The 21,717-nt window shown below is 44.1% G+C and carries 21 protein-coding genes; 16 read left to right on the top strand and 5 right to left on the bottom strand.

Features of this window, described 5'->3' with window-relative positions; genetic code table 11:
- The first annotated feature begins 11 nt into the window (after nucleotides 1-11).
- From K0625_RS18720 to K0625_RS18695, 6 genes are read left to right on the top strand one after another with little or no spacing between them, the layout of a single operon-like run.
- Nucleotides 12-254: a hypothetical protein gene (locus K0625_RS18720; protein ID WP_220111079.1), complete on the top strand. Its 243-nt coding sequence runs from the start codon at nucleotides 12-14 to the stop codon at nucleotides 252-254.
- The gene (locus K0625_RS18715) at nucleotides 251-850 is read left to right on the top strand and encodes a DUF3261 domain-containing protein (RefSeq protein WP_220111078.1); all 600 of its coding nucleotides are present in this window, start codon (nucleotides 251-253) and stop codon (nucleotides 848-850) included. The genes K0625_RS18720 and K0625_RS18715 overlap by 4 nt, the downstream gene beginning before the upstream one ends.
- A 51-nt stretch (nucleotides 851-901) precedes the next feature.
- Entirely contained in the window at nucleotides 902-2,095 is a 1,194-nt protein-coding gene (locus K0625_RS18710; RefSeq protein ID WP_220111077.1) for a beta-ketoacyl-[acyl-carrier-protein] synthase family protein, read from the top strand.
- The gene (locus K0625_RS18705) at nucleotides 2,092-2,595 is read left to right on the top strand and encodes a hotdog family protein (protein ID WP_220111076.1); all 504 of its coding nucleotides are present in this window, start codon (nucleotides 2,092-2,094) and stop codon (nucleotides 2,593-2,595) included. The genes K0625_RS18710 and K0625_RS18705 overlap by 4 nt, the downstream gene beginning before the upstream one ends.
- Nucleotides 2,596-2,598: 3 nt before the next feature.
- Nucleotides 2,599-3,324: a 3-ketoacyl-ACP reductase FabG2 gene (locus K0625_RS18700; RefSeq protein ID WP_220111075.1), complete on the top strand. Its 726-nt coding sequence runs from the start codon at nucleotides 2,599-2,601 to the stop codon at nucleotides 3,322-3,324.
- 40 nt (nucleotides 3,325-3,364) lie between these two features.
- Entirely contained in the window at nucleotides 3,365-4,594 is a 1,230-nt protein-coding gene (locus K0625_RS18695; RefSeq protein WP_220111074.1) for a beta-ketoacyl-ACP synthase, read from the top strand.
- Nucleotides 4,595-4,624: 30 nt separating this feature from the next.
- Here the strand turns inward: K0625_RS18695 and K0625_RS18690 are convergent, their stop codons facing one another.
- From K0625_RS18690 to K0625_RS18670, 5 genes are all read right to left on the bottom strand, one after another.
- A complete protein-coding gene (locus K0625_RS18690) occupies nucleotides 4,625-5,095 on the bottom strand; it encodes a thioesterase domain-containing protein (protein WP_220111073.1) in 471 nt (156 codons plus the stop codon).
- Between the two features lie 2 nt (nucleotides 5,096-5,097).
- Nucleotides 5,098-5,535: a D-aminoacyl-tRNA deacylase gene (gene dtd, locus K0625_RS18685; RefSeq protein WP_220111147.1), complete on the bottom strand. Its 438-nt coding sequence runs from the start codon at nucleotides 5,533-5,535 to the stop codon at nucleotides 5,098-5,100.
- Nucleotides 5,536-5,793: 258 nt separating this feature from the next.
- On the bottom strand, nucleotides 5,794-6,354 hold the full coding sequence (locus K0625_RS18680) for a hypothetical protein (protein ID WP_220111072.1): 561 nt from the start codon (nucleotides 6,352-6,354) through the stop codon (nucleotides 5,794-5,796).
- Between the two features lie 5 nt (nucleotides 6,355-6,359).
- Nucleotides 6,360-7,322 carry an alpha/beta fold hydrolase gene (locus K0625_RS18675; protein ID WP_220111071.1) on the bottom strand — a complete coding sequence of 321 codons (963 nt, stop codon included), beginning with the start codon at nucleotides 7,320-7,322 and terminating at the stop codon, nucleotides 6,360-6,362.
- On the bottom strand, nucleotides 7,319-8,317 hold the full coding sequence (locus K0625_RS18670) for a virulence factor BrkB family protein (RefSeq protein WP_220111070.1): 999 nt from the start codon (nucleotides 8,315-8,317) through the stop codon (nucleotides 7,319-7,321). Before K0625_RS18670 ends, K0625_RS18675 begins: the two co-directional genes overlap by 4 nt.
- 98 nt (nucleotides 8,318-8,415) lie before the next feature.
- Here K0625_RS18670 and K0625_RS18665 point away from each other — a divergent pair, with 98 nt between their 5' ends.
- The 10 genes from K0625_RS18665 to K0625_RS18620 all read left to right on the top strand — a co-directional run bounded on the left by K0625_RS18665 (nucleotide 8,416) and on the right by K0625_RS18620 (nucleotide 21,706).
- Nucleotides 8,416-8,637 (top strand): hypothetical protein, encoded by a 222-nt coding sequence (locus K0625_RS18665; protein WP_065204628.1) that lies wholly within the window; start codon nucleotides 8,416-8,418, stop codon nucleotides 8,635-8,637.
- 58 nt (nucleotides 8,638-8,695) lie between these two features.
- Nucleotides 8,696-9,343 carry a DUF2959 domain-containing protein gene (locus K0625_RS18660; RefSeq protein ID WP_220111069.1) on the top strand — a complete coding sequence of 216 codons (648 nt, stop codon included), beginning with the start codon at nucleotides 8,696-8,698 and terminating at the stop codon, nucleotides 9,341-9,343.
- 200 nt (nucleotides 9,344-9,543) lie between these two features.
- On the top strand, nucleotides 9,544-10,758 hold the full coding sequence (locus tag K0625_RS18655; protein ID WP_220111068.1) for a 4Fe-4S binding protein: 1,215 nt from the start codon (nucleotides 9,544-9,546) through the stop codon (nucleotides 10,756-10,758).
- Nucleotides 10,759-11,034: 276 nt separating this feature from the next.
- Entirely contained in the window at nucleotides 11,035-12,147 is a 1,113-nt protein-coding gene (locus K0625_RS18650; protein ID WP_220111067.1) for a hypothetical protein, read from the top strand.
- A 1-nt stretch (nucleotide 12,148) separates the two neighbouring features.
- The gene (locus K0625_RS18645) at nucleotides 12,149-12,376 is read left to right on the top strand and encodes a DUF350 domain-containing protein (protein WP_012327201.1); all 228 of its coding nucleotides are present in this window, start codon (nucleotides 12,149-12,151) and stop codon (nucleotides 12,374-12,376) included.
- Nucleotides 12,377-13,382: 1,006 nt separating this feature from the next.
- Complete coding sequence (locus K0625_RS18640) at nucleotides 13,383-15,668, top strand: tellurite resistance TerB family protein (RefSeq protein WP_220111066.1); 2,286 nt, start codon at nucleotides 13,383-13,385, stop codon at nucleotides 15,666-15,668.
- Nucleotides 15,669-16,979: an ATP-binding protein gene (locus tag K0625_RS18635; RefSeq protein WP_232847170.1), complete on the top strand. Its 1,311-nt coding sequence runs from the start codon at nucleotides 15,669-15,671 to the stop codon at nucleotides 16,977-16,979.
- Nucleotides 16,976-19,198 (top strand): DEAD/DEAH box helicase, encoded by a 2,223-nt coding sequence (locus tag K0625_RS18630; RefSeq protein ID WP_220111065.1) that lies wholly within the window; start codon nucleotides 16,976-16,978, stop codon nucleotides 19,196-19,198. Before K0625_RS18635 ends, K0625_RS18630 begins: the two co-directional genes overlap by 4 nt.
- Nucleotides 19,199-19,703: 505 nt before the next feature.
- Nucleotides 19,704-21,305, top strand: coding sequence for a S41 family peptidase (locus K0625_RS18625; RefSeq protein WP_220111064.1), 1,602 nt, complete (start codon nucleotides 19,704-19,706; stop codon nucleotides 21,303-21,305).
- Between the two features lie 5 nt (nucleotides 21,306-21,310).
- On the top strand, nucleotides 21,311-21,706 hold the full coding sequence (locus tag K0625_RS18620) for a hypothetical protein (protein WP_220111063.1): 396 nt from the start codon (nucleotides 21,311-21,313) through the stop codon (nucleotides 21,704-21,706).
- The last annotated feature ends 11 nt before the right edge of the window (nucleotides 21,707-21,717 follow it).

Raw genomic sequence — 21,717 nt, 5'->3', positions numbered from 1 at the left:
GGATAGTGGCTATGAACGGAATAGATAAGGGACAAAAAAATAGTAGGGGTTATGAGCTAATCACGCTGGCTCTGCTACTTATGCTATCTCTATCCGCTTGTAGTCAGATGTTGATGAGGCAAACCTGTGCCAGTTTAGCCATCACAAAGAGTGACTGTCTGGCCCCTTTACCTATCTCAAATAAGCCAGAAACAGTAGAGTCATTAGCCAATAAAAATACTAAAGAAAATAAGGACGCAGAGAGCGAGTTATGATGAGCAAAACACGTCAGCGACGCATAAGATGGTCATACCTAACCTCGCTCATCTTACTCCTATTTACCACGGCCTGTAGCCATACTTTAGAGAGGCAGACCTGTGTCGCTTTAGCCAGTGAAGTCAACTACTGCTTAGCGCCTATTCCTGCCAATAGCCAGATACACTCTCTCACTCAGCAGGTATCGATTAACGTCGATGAAGAGCACCATGAGCTATTAACTCAGCTTGAGCTAGATAAACAACAGCTCACTCTAGTGGGCTTAGCTCCCTTAGGCCAAGCCCTATTTACCTTAGTCTTCGATGGCAATACCTTGAGCAGCCAACAAAACATGCTATTAGGTGATGAATTTAAAGCGGAATATCTGCTTGCACTCATTCAATTAGCTTACTGGCCGATGGAGGACGTAAATTCATATTTACAGGGAGCAAACCTAGTTAGCCAAGCCTGTGATGCAGCAAGATGTCGATCCATATATGCTAGCGAAACTCAGGAGATAATAGAGATAAGCTACGATCGAATCGATCCATGGAGCGCAGTGATAGAGCTAGCGATCCCGCAGGCAAAATTTGAACTCAAGATAACCCCAATTTAATTTCGTTATCGGCATTATCCGCCATAACGACCGACGTTTGATGAAGATATAATGACAAAAATAGCTATCTCACACATGGGGTTATGTACTCCCTTAGGTCAAGATCAGAAACAGGTACTCACGCACTTAATCCAGGGAGATACAGGCGCGATGCTCAATCGAGACGACTTGATCCCAGAATCCAACACCTTAGTTGGGGAGGTCAGCGAGCCACTTCCTCAGCTCCCTGCCTCGCTATCAAGATTTGAGTCCCGTAATAACCAGCTCCTGCTCAGTGCTGCCCAGCAAATAAGCGATGCAGTCATTCAAGCTTGCGAGCAATATGGCCCCCAACGTATAGGCATAGTATTGGGCACCAGCACCTCAGGTATCGCCACTGGCGAAGATGCACTATCCCATAAAGCTGAGCTTGGTAAGCTACCCGAACATTACCACTACTCTCAACAGGAACTCGGCAACAGCAGTGATTTTTTAAGGGCGTTATTTAACATCTCTGGCCCCTGTTACACTGTATCGACCGCATGCTCATCCAGCGCAAAAGTATTCTCCAGTGCCAGACGCCTATTAGAAGCAGACCTGTGTGATATGGTCATTGTTGGCGGTAGCGATAGCCTGTGCAAACTGACCCTTAACGGTTTTAATTCACTCGAATCTGTCTCTAAGGGACACTGCCAACCCTTTAGTACCAATCGAGATGGGATCAATATCGGTGAAGGAGCGGCCCTGTTTACCTTAGAGCGAGGTGAAGCGGAAATTATGCTCGCAGGTATTGGTGAGTCCAGTGATGCACACCATATCTCAGCGCCTCACCCTGAAGGTCGTGGAGCAGTTTCAGCCATCAAGGCGGCATTAGATGATGCACAGATCTCCCCACAAGCGATCAGCTATATTAATCTGCACGGCACTGCAACCCGTAAAAATGATGCCATGGAGAGCCGGGCACTAACCCAAGTATTTGGCGAACAGACTCCTCCTTGTAGCTCTACTAAACCTTTAGTGGGACACACTTTAGGAGCTGCTGGCGCAATCGAAGCCGCTTTTTGTTATCTTCTGCTCTCATCACTCAATACCGAGCAGCACCTACCTCCTCAGATCTGGGATCAAGACTCAGATCTTGATGATCCTAACCTGCCATTAGTCCACAAGGGCCAGACTGCTGAGCTTCACTATCTAATGAGTAATTCATTCGCCTTTGGCGGCAGTAATGCCAGCCTAATTTTCTGCCGTGGTAAGGATTCAAAATGAGCCAGGAAATAGAACTACAAACATTTGAGCTACCCACTCCCCTGTCTCAACTGTCTGTCTCGGAGGTTGTGCCCCACAGGGCGCCAATGATCCTAATCGATGAGCTTGTCGCCCATGAAACAGACAGCCTAGTGACTCAAACAAATATCACCACCGATAGCCCCTATTTCGATGAAACACTCAACGCAGTGCCCAACTATGTGGGCATCGAGTATATGGCCCAGAGCGTGGCTGCTCTCGCCGGAGTTGAAGCCAAAAAGCGTGGTGATATTATACGGGTAGGCTTCCTGCTCGGCAGTCGAAAGCTCAAGATGCATATACCCAACTATCAACTGGGTGAAAGCTACCGCACTCATGTCAGTCGTCTTTATCAAGAAGACTCAGGACTCGCGGTCTTCGATTGTCAGATCTTCCACCATGATACTTTAGTGGCCGAAGCCAATGTTAACGTGTTCCAGCCTCAGGACACCCAAACCTATATTTCAGAGAGCCAAGGATAAAAAATGAATAAAAGAGTACTAATAACTGGCTCGAGTCGTGGTATTGGAAAAGCTATCGCCCTGCAACTGGCAGAAGCCGGATTTGATATCGCCCTGCATTTTCATAGCAACAAGGTTGCCGCAGAGCAAACAAGAGAGGAGCTCAGTAGCTTAGGGGTTAAGGTCTCTTTTCTGCAGTTTGATATCGCCGATCGTGAGGGAGTTAAAGCTGCCATCGACAGTGATATCGCCCAGCATGGTGCTTACTATGGCGTGATACTTAATGCAGGAATCAACTGCGACACCGCCTTCCCAGCTATGACAGAAGATGAGTGGGACAGCGTTGTACACACTAACTTAGACGGGTTTTATAACGTCATTCATCCAACGATTATGCCGATGATCCAGACTCGCACTGGCGGGCGGATAATCACCATGGCTTCAGTATCGGGCATTGCCGGTAATCGTGGCCAGGTCAATTACAGCGCCTCAAAGGCGGGAATTATTGGTGCAACAAAAGCCCTATCTTTAGAGCTTGCTAAGCGTAAAATCACCGTTAACTGTATCGCTCCAGGTTTAATCGAAACCGACATGGTAGCCGATATTCCTAAAGATATGGTCAAGGAACTAGTGCCAATGCGACGCATGGGCAAACCATCAGAGATAGCGGGACTCGCTAAATTTTTAATGTCGGAAGACGCCGCCTATATCACCCGTCAGGTGATCTCTGTCAACGGCGGCATGATCTAATGAAGCAAGTGTTAAGGCTTTTACATAAAGAGGTAACCCTATGAGCAGACGTGTAGTGATCACCGGATTTGGCGGGATCTCATGCTTAGGTGACAATTGGGAGTCGATGGCAAGCAGCCTAAAAGCCCAGAAGAATTTTGTTGTGACTATGGATGAGTGGGATAAGTTTGACGGCTTAAACACTCGACTCGCCGCCCCTGTCACCGACTTTGAAAAGCCTGCTCATTACTCGCGAAAGAAGATCCGCTCTATGGGCCGCGTCTCTCTCATGGCCACTCGTGCCAGCGAACTTGCTCTAACCGATGCAAACCTACTAGACAGCCCAGTTGTCACCTCCGGCGCCATGGGGGTAGCCTACGGCTCCTCCACTGGCAGTACTGATCCCCTTATCGCCTTTGGCGATATGCTCAAAGAGGGTGATATGTCAGGTGTGACCGCCACTAGCTATATCCGTATGATGGCACACACCACCGCGGTCAATGTCGGTGTTTTCTTCGGCCTTAAGGGGCGAGTCCACACCACCAGCAGCGCCTGTACATCCGGCAGTCAAGGAATAGGCTATGCCTATGAAGCGATCAAATATGGTCAGCAAGATCTGATGCTTGCAGGTGGCGGTGAAGAGTTATGTCCCACAGAAGCTGTGGTATTCGACACGCTTTTTGCCACAAGTACCAAAAATGAAACCCCAGAATTAACACCTCGCCCTTTCGACAAGAACCGTGATGGTTTAGTCATAGGCGAAGGAGCCTGTACTTTAGTGCTTGAGGAGCTTGAACACGCGAGAGCCCGCGGCGCTAAGATCTACGCAGAGATAGTGGGGTTTGGGACAAACTCAGATGGGCTACATGTAACCCAGCCTAATGCAGCAACGATGGAGATCGCCATCAGGCATGCACTCAAAGATGCGGATTTACCGCCAGAGTCCATCGGCTATGTGAACGCTCACGGCACAGCAACGGATCGTGGCGATATCGCTGAAACACAAGCCACGAATGCAGTTTTTGGCTCCACTATGCCTATCTCGTCACTGAAAAGTTATACCGGCCACACCTTAGGCGCTTGCGGAGCACTCGAAGCATGGTGCTCTGTTGAGATGATGAATGCAGGTTGGTTTGCCCCTAGCCTAAACTTAACCGATATCGATCCTGAATGTGGTGAGCTAGATTACATCAAAGGTGAGATCCGCCATATCGAGACCGATTATGTGATGAGTAATAACTTTGCCTTTGGTGGCATTAATACATCGCTTATCTTTAAGCGCTGGACTTAATATTGGTACCTATCAGCCAAGCCTATTGCACTAGGCCTTAGGCTGGCTGATATATAAGCCTGTAAATATTGCACAAACTTTCTCACCGCAATAGAGCTTAACCTCCAGCTTGACCTTCAATCGACGGCCACGCACCAATACAGAGATATCAGTACCAGGCCAGATGACTTTCGCCACAGGATTTACATCAATCGGGGCTAGATAGCGTATTTGCCCCTCCGCTAACACGATATCTCCCTCCACTTTGGCCAAACTCTGCTGTAACCACACCATGCCCCAGCCAGTAAGCGTGGCTAACGTGTAGATACTGCCTGCAAACATGGTGTTATGAAGGTTGATATTTGGGGCTAATGGCGCAGATACAGCCAGTGACTCGCCATCAAACGCAACAGGGGCTATCTGCATAAACTCGCTAACGGGGATAGTCTTATGCCAAGTTAGTGTTAGCTCAGCTAACTCCTGTTCATACTCAACATCGGCTCTTTTTGATTCGATACTCACATCTACACCTGAAGATTAAATGTCACAGGCCCATCGTTAACCAAACTCACCTGCATATCGGCGGCAAACTCACCGGTTTGAGTCGTGACCCCTTTAGCTTTACAAAACTCAACAAACGCATCATATAAGGTTTTAGCCTGATCCGGCGTACCTGCGCCAGAGAAGCTAGGCCTGAGTCCACGACCGGTATCGGCGGCTAGAGTAAACTGAGAAACCACTAACAAGGAGCCACCCGCCTGCTGAAGGTTAAGGTTCATCTTGCCGTTCTCATCACTAAAAATTCGATAACTCATCACCTTAGTGGCCAACTTCTCCATCTTAGCCAAGTCATCCTCACGTTCAACACCGAGTAGAACCAGCAAACCTCTATCGATTGCACCGATAGTGATACCGTCGACATCGACTTTAGCCTGGGAAACACGTTGAATTAAGGCTATCACGTTACTCATTCTCCGATAAAATAATGATTTGAATGAAAAAGCGAAGACGCACGCTTTGCTTACGGATAACGGAACGTTCGCAAGCTCACTCACGGAAAAACAACTTTCCCATCTTTTCCGTAAGCGCAGCGTTCCGTAAGTGGCATAGCCACGACCGTCAGGCCGTAGGCCGTTCGGCTTGTACCGTCTTAGCCTTTTCTAGGACCAGCCCATGCTTTTCCTAGAACCTAGACCCTTTCTTAGCTTTCCTAGGAGCTTTTAAGCCCCCTGCATAACAGGAATAGGTTTAATCATCTTTTCTGCGCCTTTAGGCAGCGAATGACCCACTTGACGCAGACCTTCATCAGTCCACAACATAAATCTACGGATCTCTTCGAGCTCAATAGTATCGACAAACGTTGCTGCGCCTTGTACTTGGATCACGGCGCCATTTTCACGCAGGGTAAATTTCGCAAAATTAAGCTTATGGTTGAGTGTACCGATAAGCACTAACAGATCTTTACTCCCCACCAGCTTAGGGTGCACCGCATAGAAACGATTCATCAAGATGCGGTCGATCCCATTAGGGTTGATACTCGGTTCGAGTAAAAATTGGTTATCATCAAACAGTACAGCGACGCGATCTGAGCCAGCCATTTTAGCCAGGTAGTTTTTCTGAATTAAGGCTTCATAGAGTTTTTTGGTGGCATCACTGTTACTCATGTCGCCTAAAGTCACCTGCTCAGGAGCCATACTCGCCTTAGGCGTTTCGTCACTATTTTCGGTCGCAGCACAAGCGCAAAGAGAGGTAAGAAACCCTGCGATAATGAGTTTTTTCATTGTATCTATTTTCCTTCTATATTCGTATCCGTTACGCTAGCTGCCATCTTCCTGACGGCACAGACGACTTCATCAAACATCTTATCATTGGCTAAAGCGTGATACCCGCCTTTAATCACCGAATAGCTTATCTTTTTCTGACCATATTGAGAGATAAACTTCTCACCGATCATGGTTGGACAGACCCAATCCATCTCACCCTGTAATATCATGGTATTAGCCTTAATTTTACCGGCGACATCACACATCAAGCGATAGGAATCGAAGTACTGATTACCCGCAAAATGTAGCTCGATTCTGGCTAAGCTCTTACCAAAAGAGAGACTCGCTTCAGATGGCTGGAACCCCGGCAGAGATAAGCTTAACTCCCAGGTTAACCAGCTATTGATGTAGTCGTTGTTGATCTCGATATTCGAATTATTAAAGCCATCTTGATAATCACGAAACAGGGTCGGTAGTGAACGTGTAAAAGCTTGGTGAGAGGTAAATGCGAGATACTCTTGAGGGAATAGGTTCGATGCTCCATCGGGGCCATATAACCAGCTAACCCCCTCATCACTTGGCACAAATAGCCCCCAAAATACTTGTGAAATCACGCTATCAGGAAATAGACCACTGTAGATAAAGCCTAAGGTTGCGCCATATGAGCCACCGACGACACACCAGCTTTCGATGTTAAGCTTAAGGCGCACCGCTTCTATATCTCTTAGCAAGCACTGCAGATCGTTGTGCCTCAACTCCCCTTTAGGTCTAGAGCGACCAGCGCCGCGCTGATCTAACATCAAGATACGGAAACTGTCCCTATCAAATAGTTTCAGCTCCTCACCGGCACAGCCACCACCTGGGCCGCCATGAAGGTATAGCAAGGGAATACCATTTGGATTGCCATACTGCGCCAAGTGGAGTACATGCCCGTCACCAACATCTATCCAATCTCTACGAAGAAACGCGGGAAGCGCTTGGCTCATTTAACTCGACTCTCCTTTATCGACTCCTCTACAGACTTCAACGACGGCTCTTGCGATTGCTCTTGTGACAGCTCAGAGATAGAAAAGCTCACATCAGGCACCTGACTATCAACCTTTTTCTCACTACTCTGCTCTTCAATTGTCGACTGCTTTTTATCTAGATATTCAGGCATGGCCGCGGTGATCACCGCCCCAAGCAAGACTATCATCCAAGAGAGATAAACCCACAAAAACAGAATTGGAATGGTTGCTAACGCGCCATAGATAGCTTCATAGGTGGGGAATTTTGTTAGGTACAGCGCAAACCCCTTCTTACCAAACTCAAACATCAAGGCTGCAACGATGGCCCCCAACAGCGCATGGAAAAATTTAACCTTAGTGTTAGGCACCACCATGTAGATCAGCAGGAAAGTTGCCACCGAAAACAGCATAGGCAGCCGTTCAACAAGCAAGGGCACCACCCCCGAGAGATCTGAGCCGTTAAAGACTTTAAGTGAGACCACATAGGAGGTCGCCACTAAGCTCGCTCCCATCAACACAGGCCCTAATGTCAGTACCATCCAATACATGGAAAATGAGATCACCATAGAGCGCTTCTCTTTAGTTCTCCATATGCTATTAAGTGACTTGTCGATACTGGAGATCAGCATGATAGCCACCACCATCAGGGCCGCAATACCAACGGCTGTGCCCTTAGATGCATTGTCGACAAACTCATTGATATAAACCTGAACACTGTCGCCAGCCGAAGGGATGAAGTTATTATAGATAAAATCCTCAATCTGGCCTCGGATCCCTTGGAAAACAGGGAAAGCTGAGAGCATCGACATGGTCACGGCAACCATAGGCACCAAAGAGAGTAAACTCACGTACGCAAGGTGGCCTGCGCGAATATTAATCTGATCTTCCGCTAATCGTTGCTTTAGATGTATCATGAAGTGCCAGATACTTAGCATTAAAGTTTGAAATTGGGTCAAATTGATCTTTTTTTTCACAGCGCTCTCGATTCGATAATTAGAGTGTTGGCGTTGAATGCTTATATTCGTACAATAAAGCTTATAACCTAAGATTTACAAGTGTAAGGAATAAATAGATGTCACAACAAGGATCTGCAGGCAATGTGATTGCCGCTATCGCTAGTTTTTTCTTTCCAGGTCTTGGTCAGCTGGTTCAAGGTCGTATCCTAGCTGCACTACTATTTTGCGTGATCACTATTGTTGGCTATGCCATGTGGTGGTTGATATTTCCTGCAATAATCGGTGGCATAGCCCATCTCTGGTGCATTATCGACGCGGCTAAATTTAAGGCCGACTAACTAACCGACATATAGACTTAATCGGTTTACATGGGCATAAACAAGGACACCCTACCTGATGAAAAAACATATTTTAATGGCCATCGTCTCCACCAGCCTTCTATTAAGCGGCTGTCAAAGTGCCTACTATGGGGCTATGGAAAAAGTGGGTTACCACAAGCGCGATATTATGGTCGACAGAGTCACTGACGCTAAAGAGTCTCAAGAGGAAGCACAAGAGCAGTTTAGCTCAGCTTTAGAGGAGATACAGGCACTATTGAATCACGATGGTGGTGACTTAGAAAAAGCCTATAACAAGGCGAAGGATGAATATGAATCATCACAGGATGCGGCCGATGATGTGAGTAACCGTATTGAAAAAGTAGAAGATGTCGCCGATGCCCTATTCGATGAGTGGCAAACAGAGATAGGTGAGATAAGTAAAGCGAGCCTACGCCGCAACAGCGAATCTAAGCTTCGTGAGACAAAACGCTCCTATGAGCAGTTAGTCCGCACCATGAAGCGTGCTGAGAGTAAAATGGCGCCAGTACTTACCGCAATGAAAGACAATATGCTCTATCTAAAGCACAACCTCAATGCGCAAGCCATAGGCGCAATTAAAGGCGAGTTTGCCAGCCTACAAACCGATATAACAGGCTTAATCAAAGAGATGAACAAGTCTATCGATGAGTCGACTAAGTTTATCGCCTCTATAGAGGGTAAATAAGCCACTTACCGAGCAAGTACTCCTAGGGCTAAACCACTGCGCTATAAAGCTGGCAGTTTAGCCCTTTTGTGATCTGATTAAAGAAAATGCAGCCACAAATAGGTTTAATGTAGATCAACACCACGAAATATAACCCACTGAAGAACTTAAATTTCATCTACCTCATCTAACTAAAACACACCACCTAAAATCAGAACAAAATGAGCTTCATCGAATCACTAACGCTTATGCTAGCACTCATCTATAGTGCCAGTTTACTCTATTGGAACGGTAAAAAATCCGGCGCGATTATTACTATCATTCTGGCTGTGAGTGCGTCGATTATCTCACTCTCTTGGCCCTTAATCATCGCACTTACGATCGCAGTGATATCACTAACCCTACTCACTAAACTACGGCCTGAAATCGCTAAAGGGGAGTTGAGAGCCAACCAACTAAGGAGCGGAATACAGCATCTATTAGCACTATCTATGTTACTTGTCGGCATACAGTTCGCAGTCAACGCACTTATGCTCAAAGCAGGCATCGCACCTTGGGTAATGCGCCCTGATGTCGGAGATGCTTTCCTACCGATAGCCGGGGGAATAGAACTCAAAGCAATATTGACTTTAGGCCTTTGGGATCAAACTCACCCAGCCGCTGCCGTTATGCTGACTACAGTGTTGCTGACAGGCCTGCTCTGTAAACGAGCCTTTTGTGGCTGGGCTTGTCCACTCGGGCTGGCTGGCGAATATCTCTATAAGCTGAGAAAGCGTGTGATAAAGTCTGAGTTTTTGCCACCATCTTGGTTAGACTGGCCATTACGCATGACCAAATATCTGCTATTACTGGCCTTGTTATATATCATCATTGGCATGCCAACTCAGAGTATTCCTGGCTATTTAAACAGTTATTATCACAAAATAGCCGACCTTAAGATGGCACTGTTCTTTATCACTCCGGGGCTTATTACCTTAATCTGTTTTGGCTTTATTCTTGGGATTTCCGCCTGGCGTCGTCAAGGTTTCTGCCGCTACATCTGCCCCTATGGCGCGCTGCTTGGACTAATCAGTTTCTTTAGCCCACTTAAGATCCGCCGTAACACTCAGCACTGTTTGATTGAAACCAAGGAGATGAGTTGTGATAAGTGTACCCGCGCTTGCCCAGCCAAAATCTCAGTTCACACACAACAACATATTCGCTCTGATGAGTGTCAGGCCTGCATGCGTTGCATCTCCGCCTGCCCTAAAAAAGAAGCATTGCAATTTAGCACACGCAATGGTGTAAAAATGTCAGCAAGAGGCTTAACCATCGTCTTGTTGCTGATTATGTTCCTCATTCCACTTATCGCTTATGTCAGCGGATTCTGGGTCAGTCAAACGCCGACTGAAATACGAATGTACTTGATCCAGCATTTGGATGCGATTGGACATTAACTTACTTGTCTTCGAAATGGATTAGCCTTCGAATAAAGGCTAATCCATTTTTTATCTTTTAACTTTTAGCTTTTAGCTTTTAGCTTTTAGCTTTTAGCTTTTAGCTTAACCAGTATTGGCTAGGCAGGTGAAGAGAGTACCTTCACAGATATTAATTTCCTGCGGCAGGTTTATATGTAGAAACTTCTGCACTCAGTAAACTCAAGTGTTATCTTGAGAAAATCGTAGTAACATAACCGCTACATTTTCTGTTTCGTCATAGAGCTAATCACTCAAATGAAATTTAAACTCTTCTCTATCCTCCTGACTCTCACTATCTTTTTTGGCGTTATTATTTTTTCTGATCACCAACAGAAGCCAAACTTCTATAAAGTCGATATTAAAGAGAGGGCAGAAATAGAGAAGATCTATGCACTGATAAATGAGCAGAAATACGATCTTGCTCTGCCCTTGATTGAGATGAGTTTACCCAAACTGCTGGCTAAGCAGTCCAACGATGGATCTATGATTGCCTGGCTCTATGATATGAAAGCCCATGTGATGGCTTCTCGCTATCACTTTCACTACGCCATTGAAGCGATCACTCAAGCTAATCAATATAAAAGCGACCCACGTTATCGTAAATTAAGGGAGGAATGGCTCAAAAAGATAGACGCTATGCAAGAAGAACGGCAGTTAAGGACAAGCTATATCAGTGGTCGTAATGCCGGATTATCGCAATCTCTCACCAATGATGTCCATATCGCTTATATCTATATTGATGACAACCGCAGCAGCAAATGGTCTGGAAAACAGAGAATTAAAAATCAGGTATCGGTAGATAAGGTTCTGGAGTGGTATAAGCAGCAAGCTAGTCACTACGCCATTGACGAGCTAGATTTCAAAGTTCGCTACTTTGTTGTGAACAGCCCTAAGGGAGTGGGGAAAGAGTGGCTTAGAGACCCAACAGCCTTTCGGCAAATCCTCAACAACCTCTTCAAGCGACTCTCCTTTCGAGGTATCGGCGAGTTTATTGAAGATATCAAAGGGGAGAATAAAAACAGCCAAGTCGCCATCGTCTTTCACTCCAATTATGACGGCCGCTCTTTTGCGATGAGCTGCCCCGCAGGCAGTCGTCTCTATCAATGCCAATATGAGTATGTGATGCTAACTGAGAACATGAACAATACCAGACTTGGCTGGGCACTCCCTCAAGTACAAGCCCATGAAGTATTACACCTATTTGGCGCCAAAGATCTCTATAACATAGCTAAGTCTAAAGATTACGCTGTCACCGATATCATGAACTACTACAGCAGAGACATAAAATACGCCACCATAGACCCCATCTCCGCATGGGCGATCGGCTGGCATAAACAACCCTCCACCCCATTCAACATTGAGAAATAATATGGAAATCACCTCCCTAGAGCAGAACGTCATTTTTATGCTAATTAACTTAGGCTACGCAGTATTAAGTCTATTTATTAGCGTTATCGCATTGGTCGTTATCGACCGCTTTATCTTCAAAGATGTCGACTTTATTCAAGAGATCAAAAATGGCAATATCGCCGTCGCCATCTTCCAATCTGTCATCTTGTTATTTATTGGTGTGGTGGTGTCATCAGCAATGAGTTGAAGCTAGCCTTCGAATGAAGGCGAGTTACATTTTCTATCTACTAACTTTTATCTGAATTGGTATTTGGTTAGGTTGCTGAAGGTCATACCTTCATTGTGATCTATCGCCTCCATCGGGGGAATGTGTAGCTACTTCTGCGAGACGCTGTGAATATATCCCTATACGCTCTACGACTTCATCCCTGAAGTCGAAGCTCGCAGCCGCACCTACACTTGGTAATTTTTTCTTCGATTTAGCTTTACTAGGTAGGAAAACACAACTGATTTTTGTCCCAAAGTTGGCTAGCCGTCGAATGAAGGCTGAATACATTTTGTAAGGTTAACCGTCATCCAGAACTCCCTCTTGTTGCTAAAAGTAGGATCCAACTTCAAGATTTCGGATTAGTTGGTATTTGCAGGTGTGCTTGAAGGTTGTACCTTCATTGTTATCTATCGCTTCCAGCGGGGGAATGTGTAGTTACTTCTGCGAGACGCTGTGAAGCCATCCATGGCCGCTTTACGGTTTCATCCTTGAAACCGAAACTCGCAGCCGCACCTACACCTGTTCATTTGTCTCTTCGATTTGGCTTTACTTGTTGGGGGTCGTAAATGATTTTTGCCCCTTTATTAGTTTCGCAGCTGAAAAGGAAAATAGGCCGAGAAATTTTTTCTATAGAAAAGCTAATCTGAACAAGAGATATTTCAGTTCAAATAGGTAGCTATGCCTGTACCATCTTTTCATATAAACCCAGAGGTGTTTTATGATGATCGAATAGTGAGGGGACCGTTTCAATAAATATATATAAGCGCTTTTTGCTCACTTTTTTATATATACTCTGTTAACCCAAACTAATCGCTTGTTTTCAATTATCTCCTATTGCCCCTACATTTTTCACTTGAAGTGTTTGCCATATATTTCACTAAGGGTATATTCTTGCGGTTCAACTGCTAGCTGAACCGATAACTAGTTAAAATTATGTAAGATTCTTCTTTCATAAAATCCTCCCTTCTACACATAAGGACAAATAATGGAATATTTTATAGGAGCTATTGTTCTCTATATTTTGTATCGATGGATATCAGGGAACTCGAGATCCAATACAATAAAAGACCCAAAAACTAGAAATACACAGTCTCAAATATCAGAACATAGAGCTAGTACCTATGCTTCATCTAGCGCTAATACATCATCTATTTCGTCATACGACAGTGCAGATGATGAATTTGCTACATTCACCATCCAGACAAGCTATGGTTATGAATCAGAAAAATCATCGAATAAGCAAAAAGGTCGATGGATAGGAGATAGTGAGCAGCTAACAATTAATGGTCGAAAACTCGATAGAGGTCTTTTCTACTTTGGTGGAGTGATGAAATCTCTGAGTGGATATGAGGTAGAACCTTCGTTAGTCGATGAAACAAGATCTGTATCTAAACCACCTTTAGATAGGAGTACCGAAATTCATACTGATGAATCATTAGGGTACTGGCCTAGTTATGCAACACTCTCCGAAGGTTGCAAAGGAGCGTATCTCGATTGGTTAGCTTCAGAACGTTCAAATCCCAATATCCCAATTGGATATGTTTTCATATATTTTTACGGCTTTGAACGAAGAGTTATAGAAAGCAATACTACCTCAGATGTCTCTGACTCTGAATTCATAGCTATCTTTAACGAAGTTATACGCTTAAATAAAGTATTTAGTGCCAATCGTTCATTTAATCGATATTCATCTCATTTACTAGAATTGATGACTCTGCTCAGACCTTTATTGCTTGCATCTAAGGTAGACGAAATACCTGAGACGACTAATGCTTTTTCATTCAAAATTAAACTTGCTGAAACTGTTGTAAAAGAGCAATCAGTGGGAGCTGAACTAGCTTTAGCTTGGTTGAAAAATACGATCGAATATTCTCTCAAGATGCCAGCAAGAAGATGCGAAGAGGAATTTAAACAACTTTTTGAAATCCGCTTTAAACAAAAGTTTGGTGAAGGCATACCTGTTAAGCCTAATAAAACAAAGCTACGTCTTTCATACAATCCCGCAAGTAACGGGATTCATGGGGTAGATTTGGCTATGGAAGAACTACCTGATCCAAGTATTTTGAAAGGGCCTATTAATAAGCTCATTCCCATTGCAGAAAGTTGTACTGAGGAGTTGGCAAGTTACAGTCGATATTTAGGTAAGGTCGAGACTTCTAAAAATGATATTGCAGCGTTAATGCTATTGCCTAAAGAGTTGGTTAATGAGTCAAATTCCCCCATCATTAGAGAGTTTGAAAAATGGGCAGAACAAGTCATAGAAAAGCAAGGCGGGCTTACGACGGTTAAAGAATTTTGGTCTCACACAGGGATGCCCTTTCCTAAGGCTATAAATAAAAAAGAAAATGAACTACTAACCAACCTGGCTAACAAAGCTAATATAGGAATAGCCCCTGATCAACGCTTTCATCAAGCAAAGGTTACAGTTGATGGCAATATTGTACTGTTCACACCTGCCCATGGAGAGTTCTTTGAACCTAGCATAGCGTTTAATCAAGTTAGTCTTGCCATGAGACTTGGTGCAATGGTCGCAACAATCGATGGTTACGTTGATCAAGAAGAAAAGTTTGCACTGCAAAGACTGGTGGATCAAGATGAAAAGTTGAGCCCGTCAGAAAAAAACTCACTCAAAGCTTACTTGATATGGAGGCTAAATAGCCCAGTAAATACAGCAGGATTGAAAGCAAGAATTGAAAAGCTTAGAACTAATGAAGTTGAGTTTCTAAAGAAGTTCATGATTTCCATCGCGCTAGTTGATGGGAAGGTAGATTCATCTGAAATAAAACAAATCGAAAAACTCTACACCTCACTTGGGTTGGATAGGTCTCTTGTTACTAGTGATATCCATAATTTAACTTCCTCGAATAGCCGTACTTTTACTAGTTCGGAAAGTACGGATACTAGCGCCAATACATTTAAATTGGATGAAGGCATTTTGGCTATGCACGAGAGTGAAACAAGTGACGCCAAGACAATGTTAGAAAATATTTTTGCAGTTGATGATGAACCTGAAATAGAGATTGTTAGTCTAGTACAAACAGAGTCGGATGGATTGGACGATGCCCATAAAGAGCTGTACGACACATTGCTAAGTAAAGAAACATGGTCACGCAATGAAGTTCATGAATTTTGTAGCAAGCTTAGCCTCATGGTAGATGGTGCGATAGAAACCATTAATGACTGGGCTTATGAAAAAGTAGATGCACCTGTATTAGATGATGATGGTGATATTTATGTTGATCTTGAAATTGTTGAAGAGTTAAAAGGATAAATGATGATTGCGAAAAAAATACGGTCTAAAGAAAGAGATGCAATTATCCAGTCTTTAAAATCAGGAGTGACACCAAAAGTAGGAATTCAACACATTCAAGTGGGCAGAGTAAAAGAACTAAAAGCGCTCATTCAGGATATTGAGCGTGTTTCAGATGGTGGTTCTGCTTTTAGACTCATTATTGGAGAGTATGGTTCGGGAAAAACATTTTTCTTAAGTGTTGTAAGATCAATCGCTCTTGAGAAAAAATTGGTAACCGTCAATGCTGATCTATCACCTGATCGCCGCATTCATGCTTCATCAGGTCAAGCTCGTAACCTTTACTCTGAGTTAATGCGTAACATGTCGACACGGAATAAGTCTGACGGTAATGCTCTAACAAGTGTCGTTGAAAAATTTATTACTGAAGCGAGAAAAGAAGCTGATGCATCAAACAAAGAAATAACCGCAGTTATTCATGAGCGCCTTTCGTCTTTATCAGAGTTAGTTGGCGGATACGACTTTGCCAAAGTTATCGAAGCTTATTGGCTAGGGCATGAGCAAGATAATGATGACTTAAAAAGTCATGCGATCAAGTGGCTTAGGGCTGAGTATTCAACGAAGACAGATGCTCGTAAAGACTTAGGTGTCAGAAGCATAATTACGGATGCATCCTTTTACGACTCTCTGAAACTGTTAAGTCTATTTGTTCGGCAAGCTGGATACCAAGGCTTGATTGTTAACCTCGATGAATTGGTTAATTTGTACAAGCTACATAGCACTCAAGCAAGAACGTCTAATTATGAGCAAATTCTAAGAATGCTTAATGATTGTTTACAGGGATCAGCGGAGCACCTTGGTTTTCTACTAGGTGGTACGCCGGAGTTTTTATTAGACCCTCGAAAGGGGTTATATAGCTATGACGCACTTCAGTCACGTCTTGCAGGAAATACTTTTGCTAAGCAAGCTGGTGTAATCGACTACTCCTCACCAGCACTGCACCTGGCTAGCCTTACACCAGAAGAACTTTATATTCTTTTGAAAAATTTGCGGCACGTTTATGCTTCAGGTGACCAATCGCAGTACCTTGTGCCCGATGAGGCGCTTAAATCATTTCTTCACCACTGTAGTCAGACAATTGGGGACGCTTATTTCAGGACACCTCGTAATACGATAAAAGCATTCTTAGATATGCTTGCGGTAGTTGATCAAAATCCATCTATTGTATGGGACAGTTTGATTTCATCGGTCTCTATTGAAGAAGAAAAACCTTCAGATGTCGAACTTGAGGTCGAAGAGAGCGAAGATGGACTTGCTGACTTTAAACTATGATCGACGAGTATAAAAAGTTAGACATGAGGGTCCAGCAATGGATCTTTAAGCAAGGCTGGGCAAACTTAAGAGAAATACAGTGCTTGTCTATAGGGCCGATACTATCTGCTGAAATTGATGTTCTAATCAGTGCTTCAACTGCAGCTGGTAAGACTGAAGCTTTTTTTTTACCAGCAATTAGTGCCATTGCAGATCAAAAAGAAGGGATCGGTATTCTATATATCAGTCCACTAAAAGCCTTAATAAATGATCAGGAAAGACGTTTAGAGAGTCTTTCGGATTTACTGGATATGCCTGTCACCCCGTGGCACGGTGATAGCCTACAAAGTCGGAAGAATAAATTAAAGCGTTCACCAGCTGGTATTGTATTGATTACCCCTGAATCACTTGAGTCATTGCTTATTCGTGATGCTGGGTGGGTGAAGTCTGCATTTTCTAATTTAAAATATATTGTTATTGACGAATTCCATGCCTTCCTTGGTACTGAACGTGGACATCACTTACTTTCCCTGCTTCATCGTTTGGAGCATCTTCTGGGGAGACTAAAGTCACCCATTCCCAGAACGGCATTGAGTGCAACCCTCGGAGAATTGGAAAAGGTACCATTGTCACTTAGGCCAAACCAATCCTTACCGTGCAAAATAATTAAAGATTCGAACTCAACATCGACATTTAAGATTCAAGTTAAAGGTTATGTAAACTCGGCAGGTGTAGATGATAAAGCTCCTGTAGATGCGGAATACCAAATATGCCAAGATTTGTTCAAATTTTGCCGTGGAGGTAATCATTTAGTCTTTGCAAACAGTCGAAAGCGAACTGAAAGTATAGCCGCAACATTAAGTGATTTTTGTGATCAAAAAATCGTACCTAATGAGTTTTTCCCTCATCATGGTTCACTCTCGAAGGAGCTTAGAGAGAGCTTGGAAAAGCGACTTCAAAAAGAGCAATTACCTACGACAGCTGTTTGTACAATGACACTAGAATTGGGTATCGATATCGGAAAAGTAAATTCGGTTGTTCAGGTAACAGCTCCTCATTCCATTTCTAGTTTAAGGCAACGAATGGGACGTTCAGGGCGGCGTGGGGGTCCATCTATACTTCGAATGCTGATCGCTGAAGATGAGTTAACAAAAGATTCGAGTGTTATCGATAAACTCCGATTGGAGTTAGTTCAATCCCTCGCAATGATCAGATTATTAATTAGCAATAAATGGTATGAGCCAGCTGATACGTCCCTTTACCATTTTTCAGCACTTCTGCATCAGACACTTGCAGTCATTGCACAATGGGGTGGTATTAGAGCGGAGCAGTTGTTTAAATTACTTTGTAAGGAAGGCCCTTTTCAGAACGCTGGAGTTGAGAACTTTAAAGCTCTTCTGAGTCATATGGGGAAAACAGAACTAATAACACAGTTAGGTAGCGGTGAGATTGTTTTAGGGCTATTAGGTGAGCGCATAACAAATCATTATTCATTTTATGCGGTATTCAAAACTCCAAAAGAGTTCAGGGTTATTAGTGGCGTAAATACAATTGGAACACTGCCTGTTGATTCACTTGTGTTAGTTGGCCAGCACATTATTTTTGCAGGAAAACGCTGGAGAGTAAAAGATGTCGATGCCGACAAAAAAGTTATCTACGTAGAGTTCGCCAAAGGTGGGAAGCCGCCAAAGTTCGGTGGTGGCGGGATGTCAATTCATGACGTCGTGCGCCAAGAAATGTATCGCATGCTTAAAGAAGGCGATTACAGGATATCAGTCGGCGACCAAAAAGTAGATTTTGCAGATACTCCTGCTAAAGAGCTATTCCATGAAAGTATTGGTTTTTTTAATACAGCTGGGCTAGCGAACAGGTCATTGCTACAGGTTGGTAATACAACCTACATATTCACATGGTTGGGAGACAAAATAGTAAATACGATCGTAGCTCTTCTTATTAGGAAAGACTATGAAGCTGGCGCCTATGCTGGAGTTATTGAGATAGAAAAATCATCCCTTGAAGGTGTTAAAGCAACATTGCAAACACTAGCCCAAGCCCAATTGCCTAATGAAACAATGCTAGCCGAATCGGTGTTAGAAAAGCAGATCGAGAAGTTTGATGAGTTCTTGCCAGACGACGTTTTATCTATTGGGTATGGCACCAAAACATTTGACACTAATGGTGCTAAAAAATGGCTTGATAAGTTTTCACTGGAAGTTGGGAAAAGATATATGGGGTCATAGGGTCAATGTGAACTGTTTTGATTACCATACATTTCCTAATGCTACGATTTAACTTTAGACCCTTTGCACTAACCAATTATTGTCCATTTATGGCTTAGAATAATCGCTCTAACCCTGTGTTCATCAAGCAATTCTGTCGTATCTTAATTTCCAAGAGACTTTGTCATACAGAACCTAAATCGAAGAGATAAAAAATCAGGTGTGAATGCGGCTGCGGGCTTCGGTTTCAAGGATGAAACCGCAGAGCGGCCAAGGATGGCTTCACAGCGTCCCGCAGAAGTATTTACACATAAGGCATGCTGCAGGCAATAAACATTAGTTTAGGTATCGTATTTAGGAAACCAACCAAATACCAAAATCTATACTTTCACAGCCTCTGTTCGAAAAGAATTTAGTGGTAGCTAGAGTATTGATAACCTACAGGGTTATAGTTATGTTAATGTTCAGTATTGTCTAGTTATGATTTTCATCTACAAATTAAGAGTCTAATAATAAAGGATTATTTATGAAGTTACTCTCCACGAGTGTGTTAAGTACTGTTATCGTTTCAAGCCTGCTTCTAGCGGGTTGCAGTGGAGGCGGGTTAGTCGATGAAACCAATTCAGGTAATACAGGCGGTGGCTCTATTGGTTCGGGCTCTGGTGGTAATACGCTAACTTGGGTCGAGGGAGAGTTTCCCCCTTACCCAAACCTTGCGAATCAATGTGTGGCCAATAACACAGGCTCAGCCTTGAACGAGAAACTATGGCTTCGTTCGTGGAGCAATGATACCTACCTTTGGTACAGCGAGATCCCAGATAATGACCCAGCACCTTTCAGTGTTGGCGAGTACTTTGACATTCTAAAAACCACTGGGCTTTCTGAGACGGGTAATGTGAAAGATAGATTCCACTCCTCAATGTCTACGGCTGAGTGGGAGCAGCTTAATCAATCTGGCGCTTCAGTCAGTTACGGGCTGAACTTTCATCTACAGCAAGCTAGTGCCAGTGTAGATAGAAAAATCACCGTCACCTATACAGAGCCTAACTCCCCGGCGAGCTCTGCCGATATTGAACGCGGTGCAGTCATAGTCAGTATCAATGGTGTCAGTGTTAAAGATGCCAATGACAGTGCAAGTATTAACCAGCTCAACCAAGGACTTTTCCCTGAAAGCAACGGACAACAAACTCGCTTTACACTGCTCGACCTCGGTGCCAGCCAAACTCGTGATGTTACCCTAGGCGCGCAGACAGTGGTGTCAACACCCGTGCAAAACGTTAACCTTATTCCAACGAATAATGGCACCGTGGGCTACATCCAATTTAATTCACACATCGCGACAGCAGAGCGTGGTCTCGTCGATGCAATAACTAGCCTTCGCAGCAATAACGTGAACGACCTTGTACTCGATCTGCGTTATAACGGTGGTGGGCTACTCGCTCTTGCCAGCCAGTTAGGCTATATGATTGCAGGTGAGCAGGCCACCCAAAATCGTATTTTTGAACGCAGCACCTTTAACAATAAATACCCAAGCACTAACCCAGTTACTGGCGAAACATTAGCACCAATGCCTTTTATTGATGAGAGTATCGGTTTTAACACTGACTTACTTGGTGCAGGGCAAGCACTACCATCACTCAACTTAAATCGTCTCTATGTGCTGACCACGGGTAACACCTGCTCAGCCAGTGAAGCCCTAATGAACGGTTTGCGCGGAATTGATATTGAGGTCATTCAAATCGGTGACACAACATGTGGTAAGCCCTATGGTTTTTACCCAACTCCCAACTGCGGCACCACCTACTTCACCATTCAATTTAAAGGGGAGAACGATAAAGGGTTTGGCGACTACTCTGATGGATTTATTCCTAGCACCAGCCCTACTTTAGCCAGCGAGATCTCAGGCTGTGACATTGGCGATGATTTCTCCAAGCCTTTAGGTGATGTTAATGAAGCCATGCTATCGGCAGCACTGTTTTATCGCGACAATAATCGCTGCCCAGCTGTCAGTGCAGCAATGGCTAAAAGCGCGCCTAAGCCGCAATTTATTGACCAAGGCTTTATGCTGCAAGACACCCGAATGCAAAATGTATTGCTCAATAACCGTATCTTAACTCAGGTAAAATAGTGATCATGAAGAGATCAAATCTCGTAAAGACGCTACTAAGCCTCACCCCATTACTCTTAATGGGGTGTAGCCTACAAGCCGACGATAGTCAGCAACCCGCACCGTTACCCGCATTGGTCAGTGATCCTAGCCCAGAAAGTATCGCGGAGTTAGAAGCGGCTATCGCAAGTTTACTCAAGATAGAGCGGGTCACCATTGCCGATGATGCGTTTACTCGCAGTAGCCGTTTGTCGCTTGAGCGTTCACCTCATAAAGCTCCAAACGGCCAATTGATTATGGGGCGTAATTTCGAGTTACCGCAAACGGTGCAACTGTGGATGAGCGCTGAGACATGTTTTGTCACTGATACCGATAACCATCGCAGTGCCCCCCTCACCCATACCCAATGTAAAGCCGAGTAGTGCTTGAATTA

Origin of the sequence: Shewanella nanhaiensis (genome assembly GCF_019457885.1) — a bacterium.
Taxonomy (GTDB): domain Bacteria; phylum Pseudomonadota; class Gammaproteobacteria; order Enterobacterales; family Shewanellaceae; genus Shewanella; species Shewanella nanhaiensis.
Note: the sequence above shows the minus strand (reverse complement) of the source record. Positions and strands in the feature narration are given on the sequence as shown.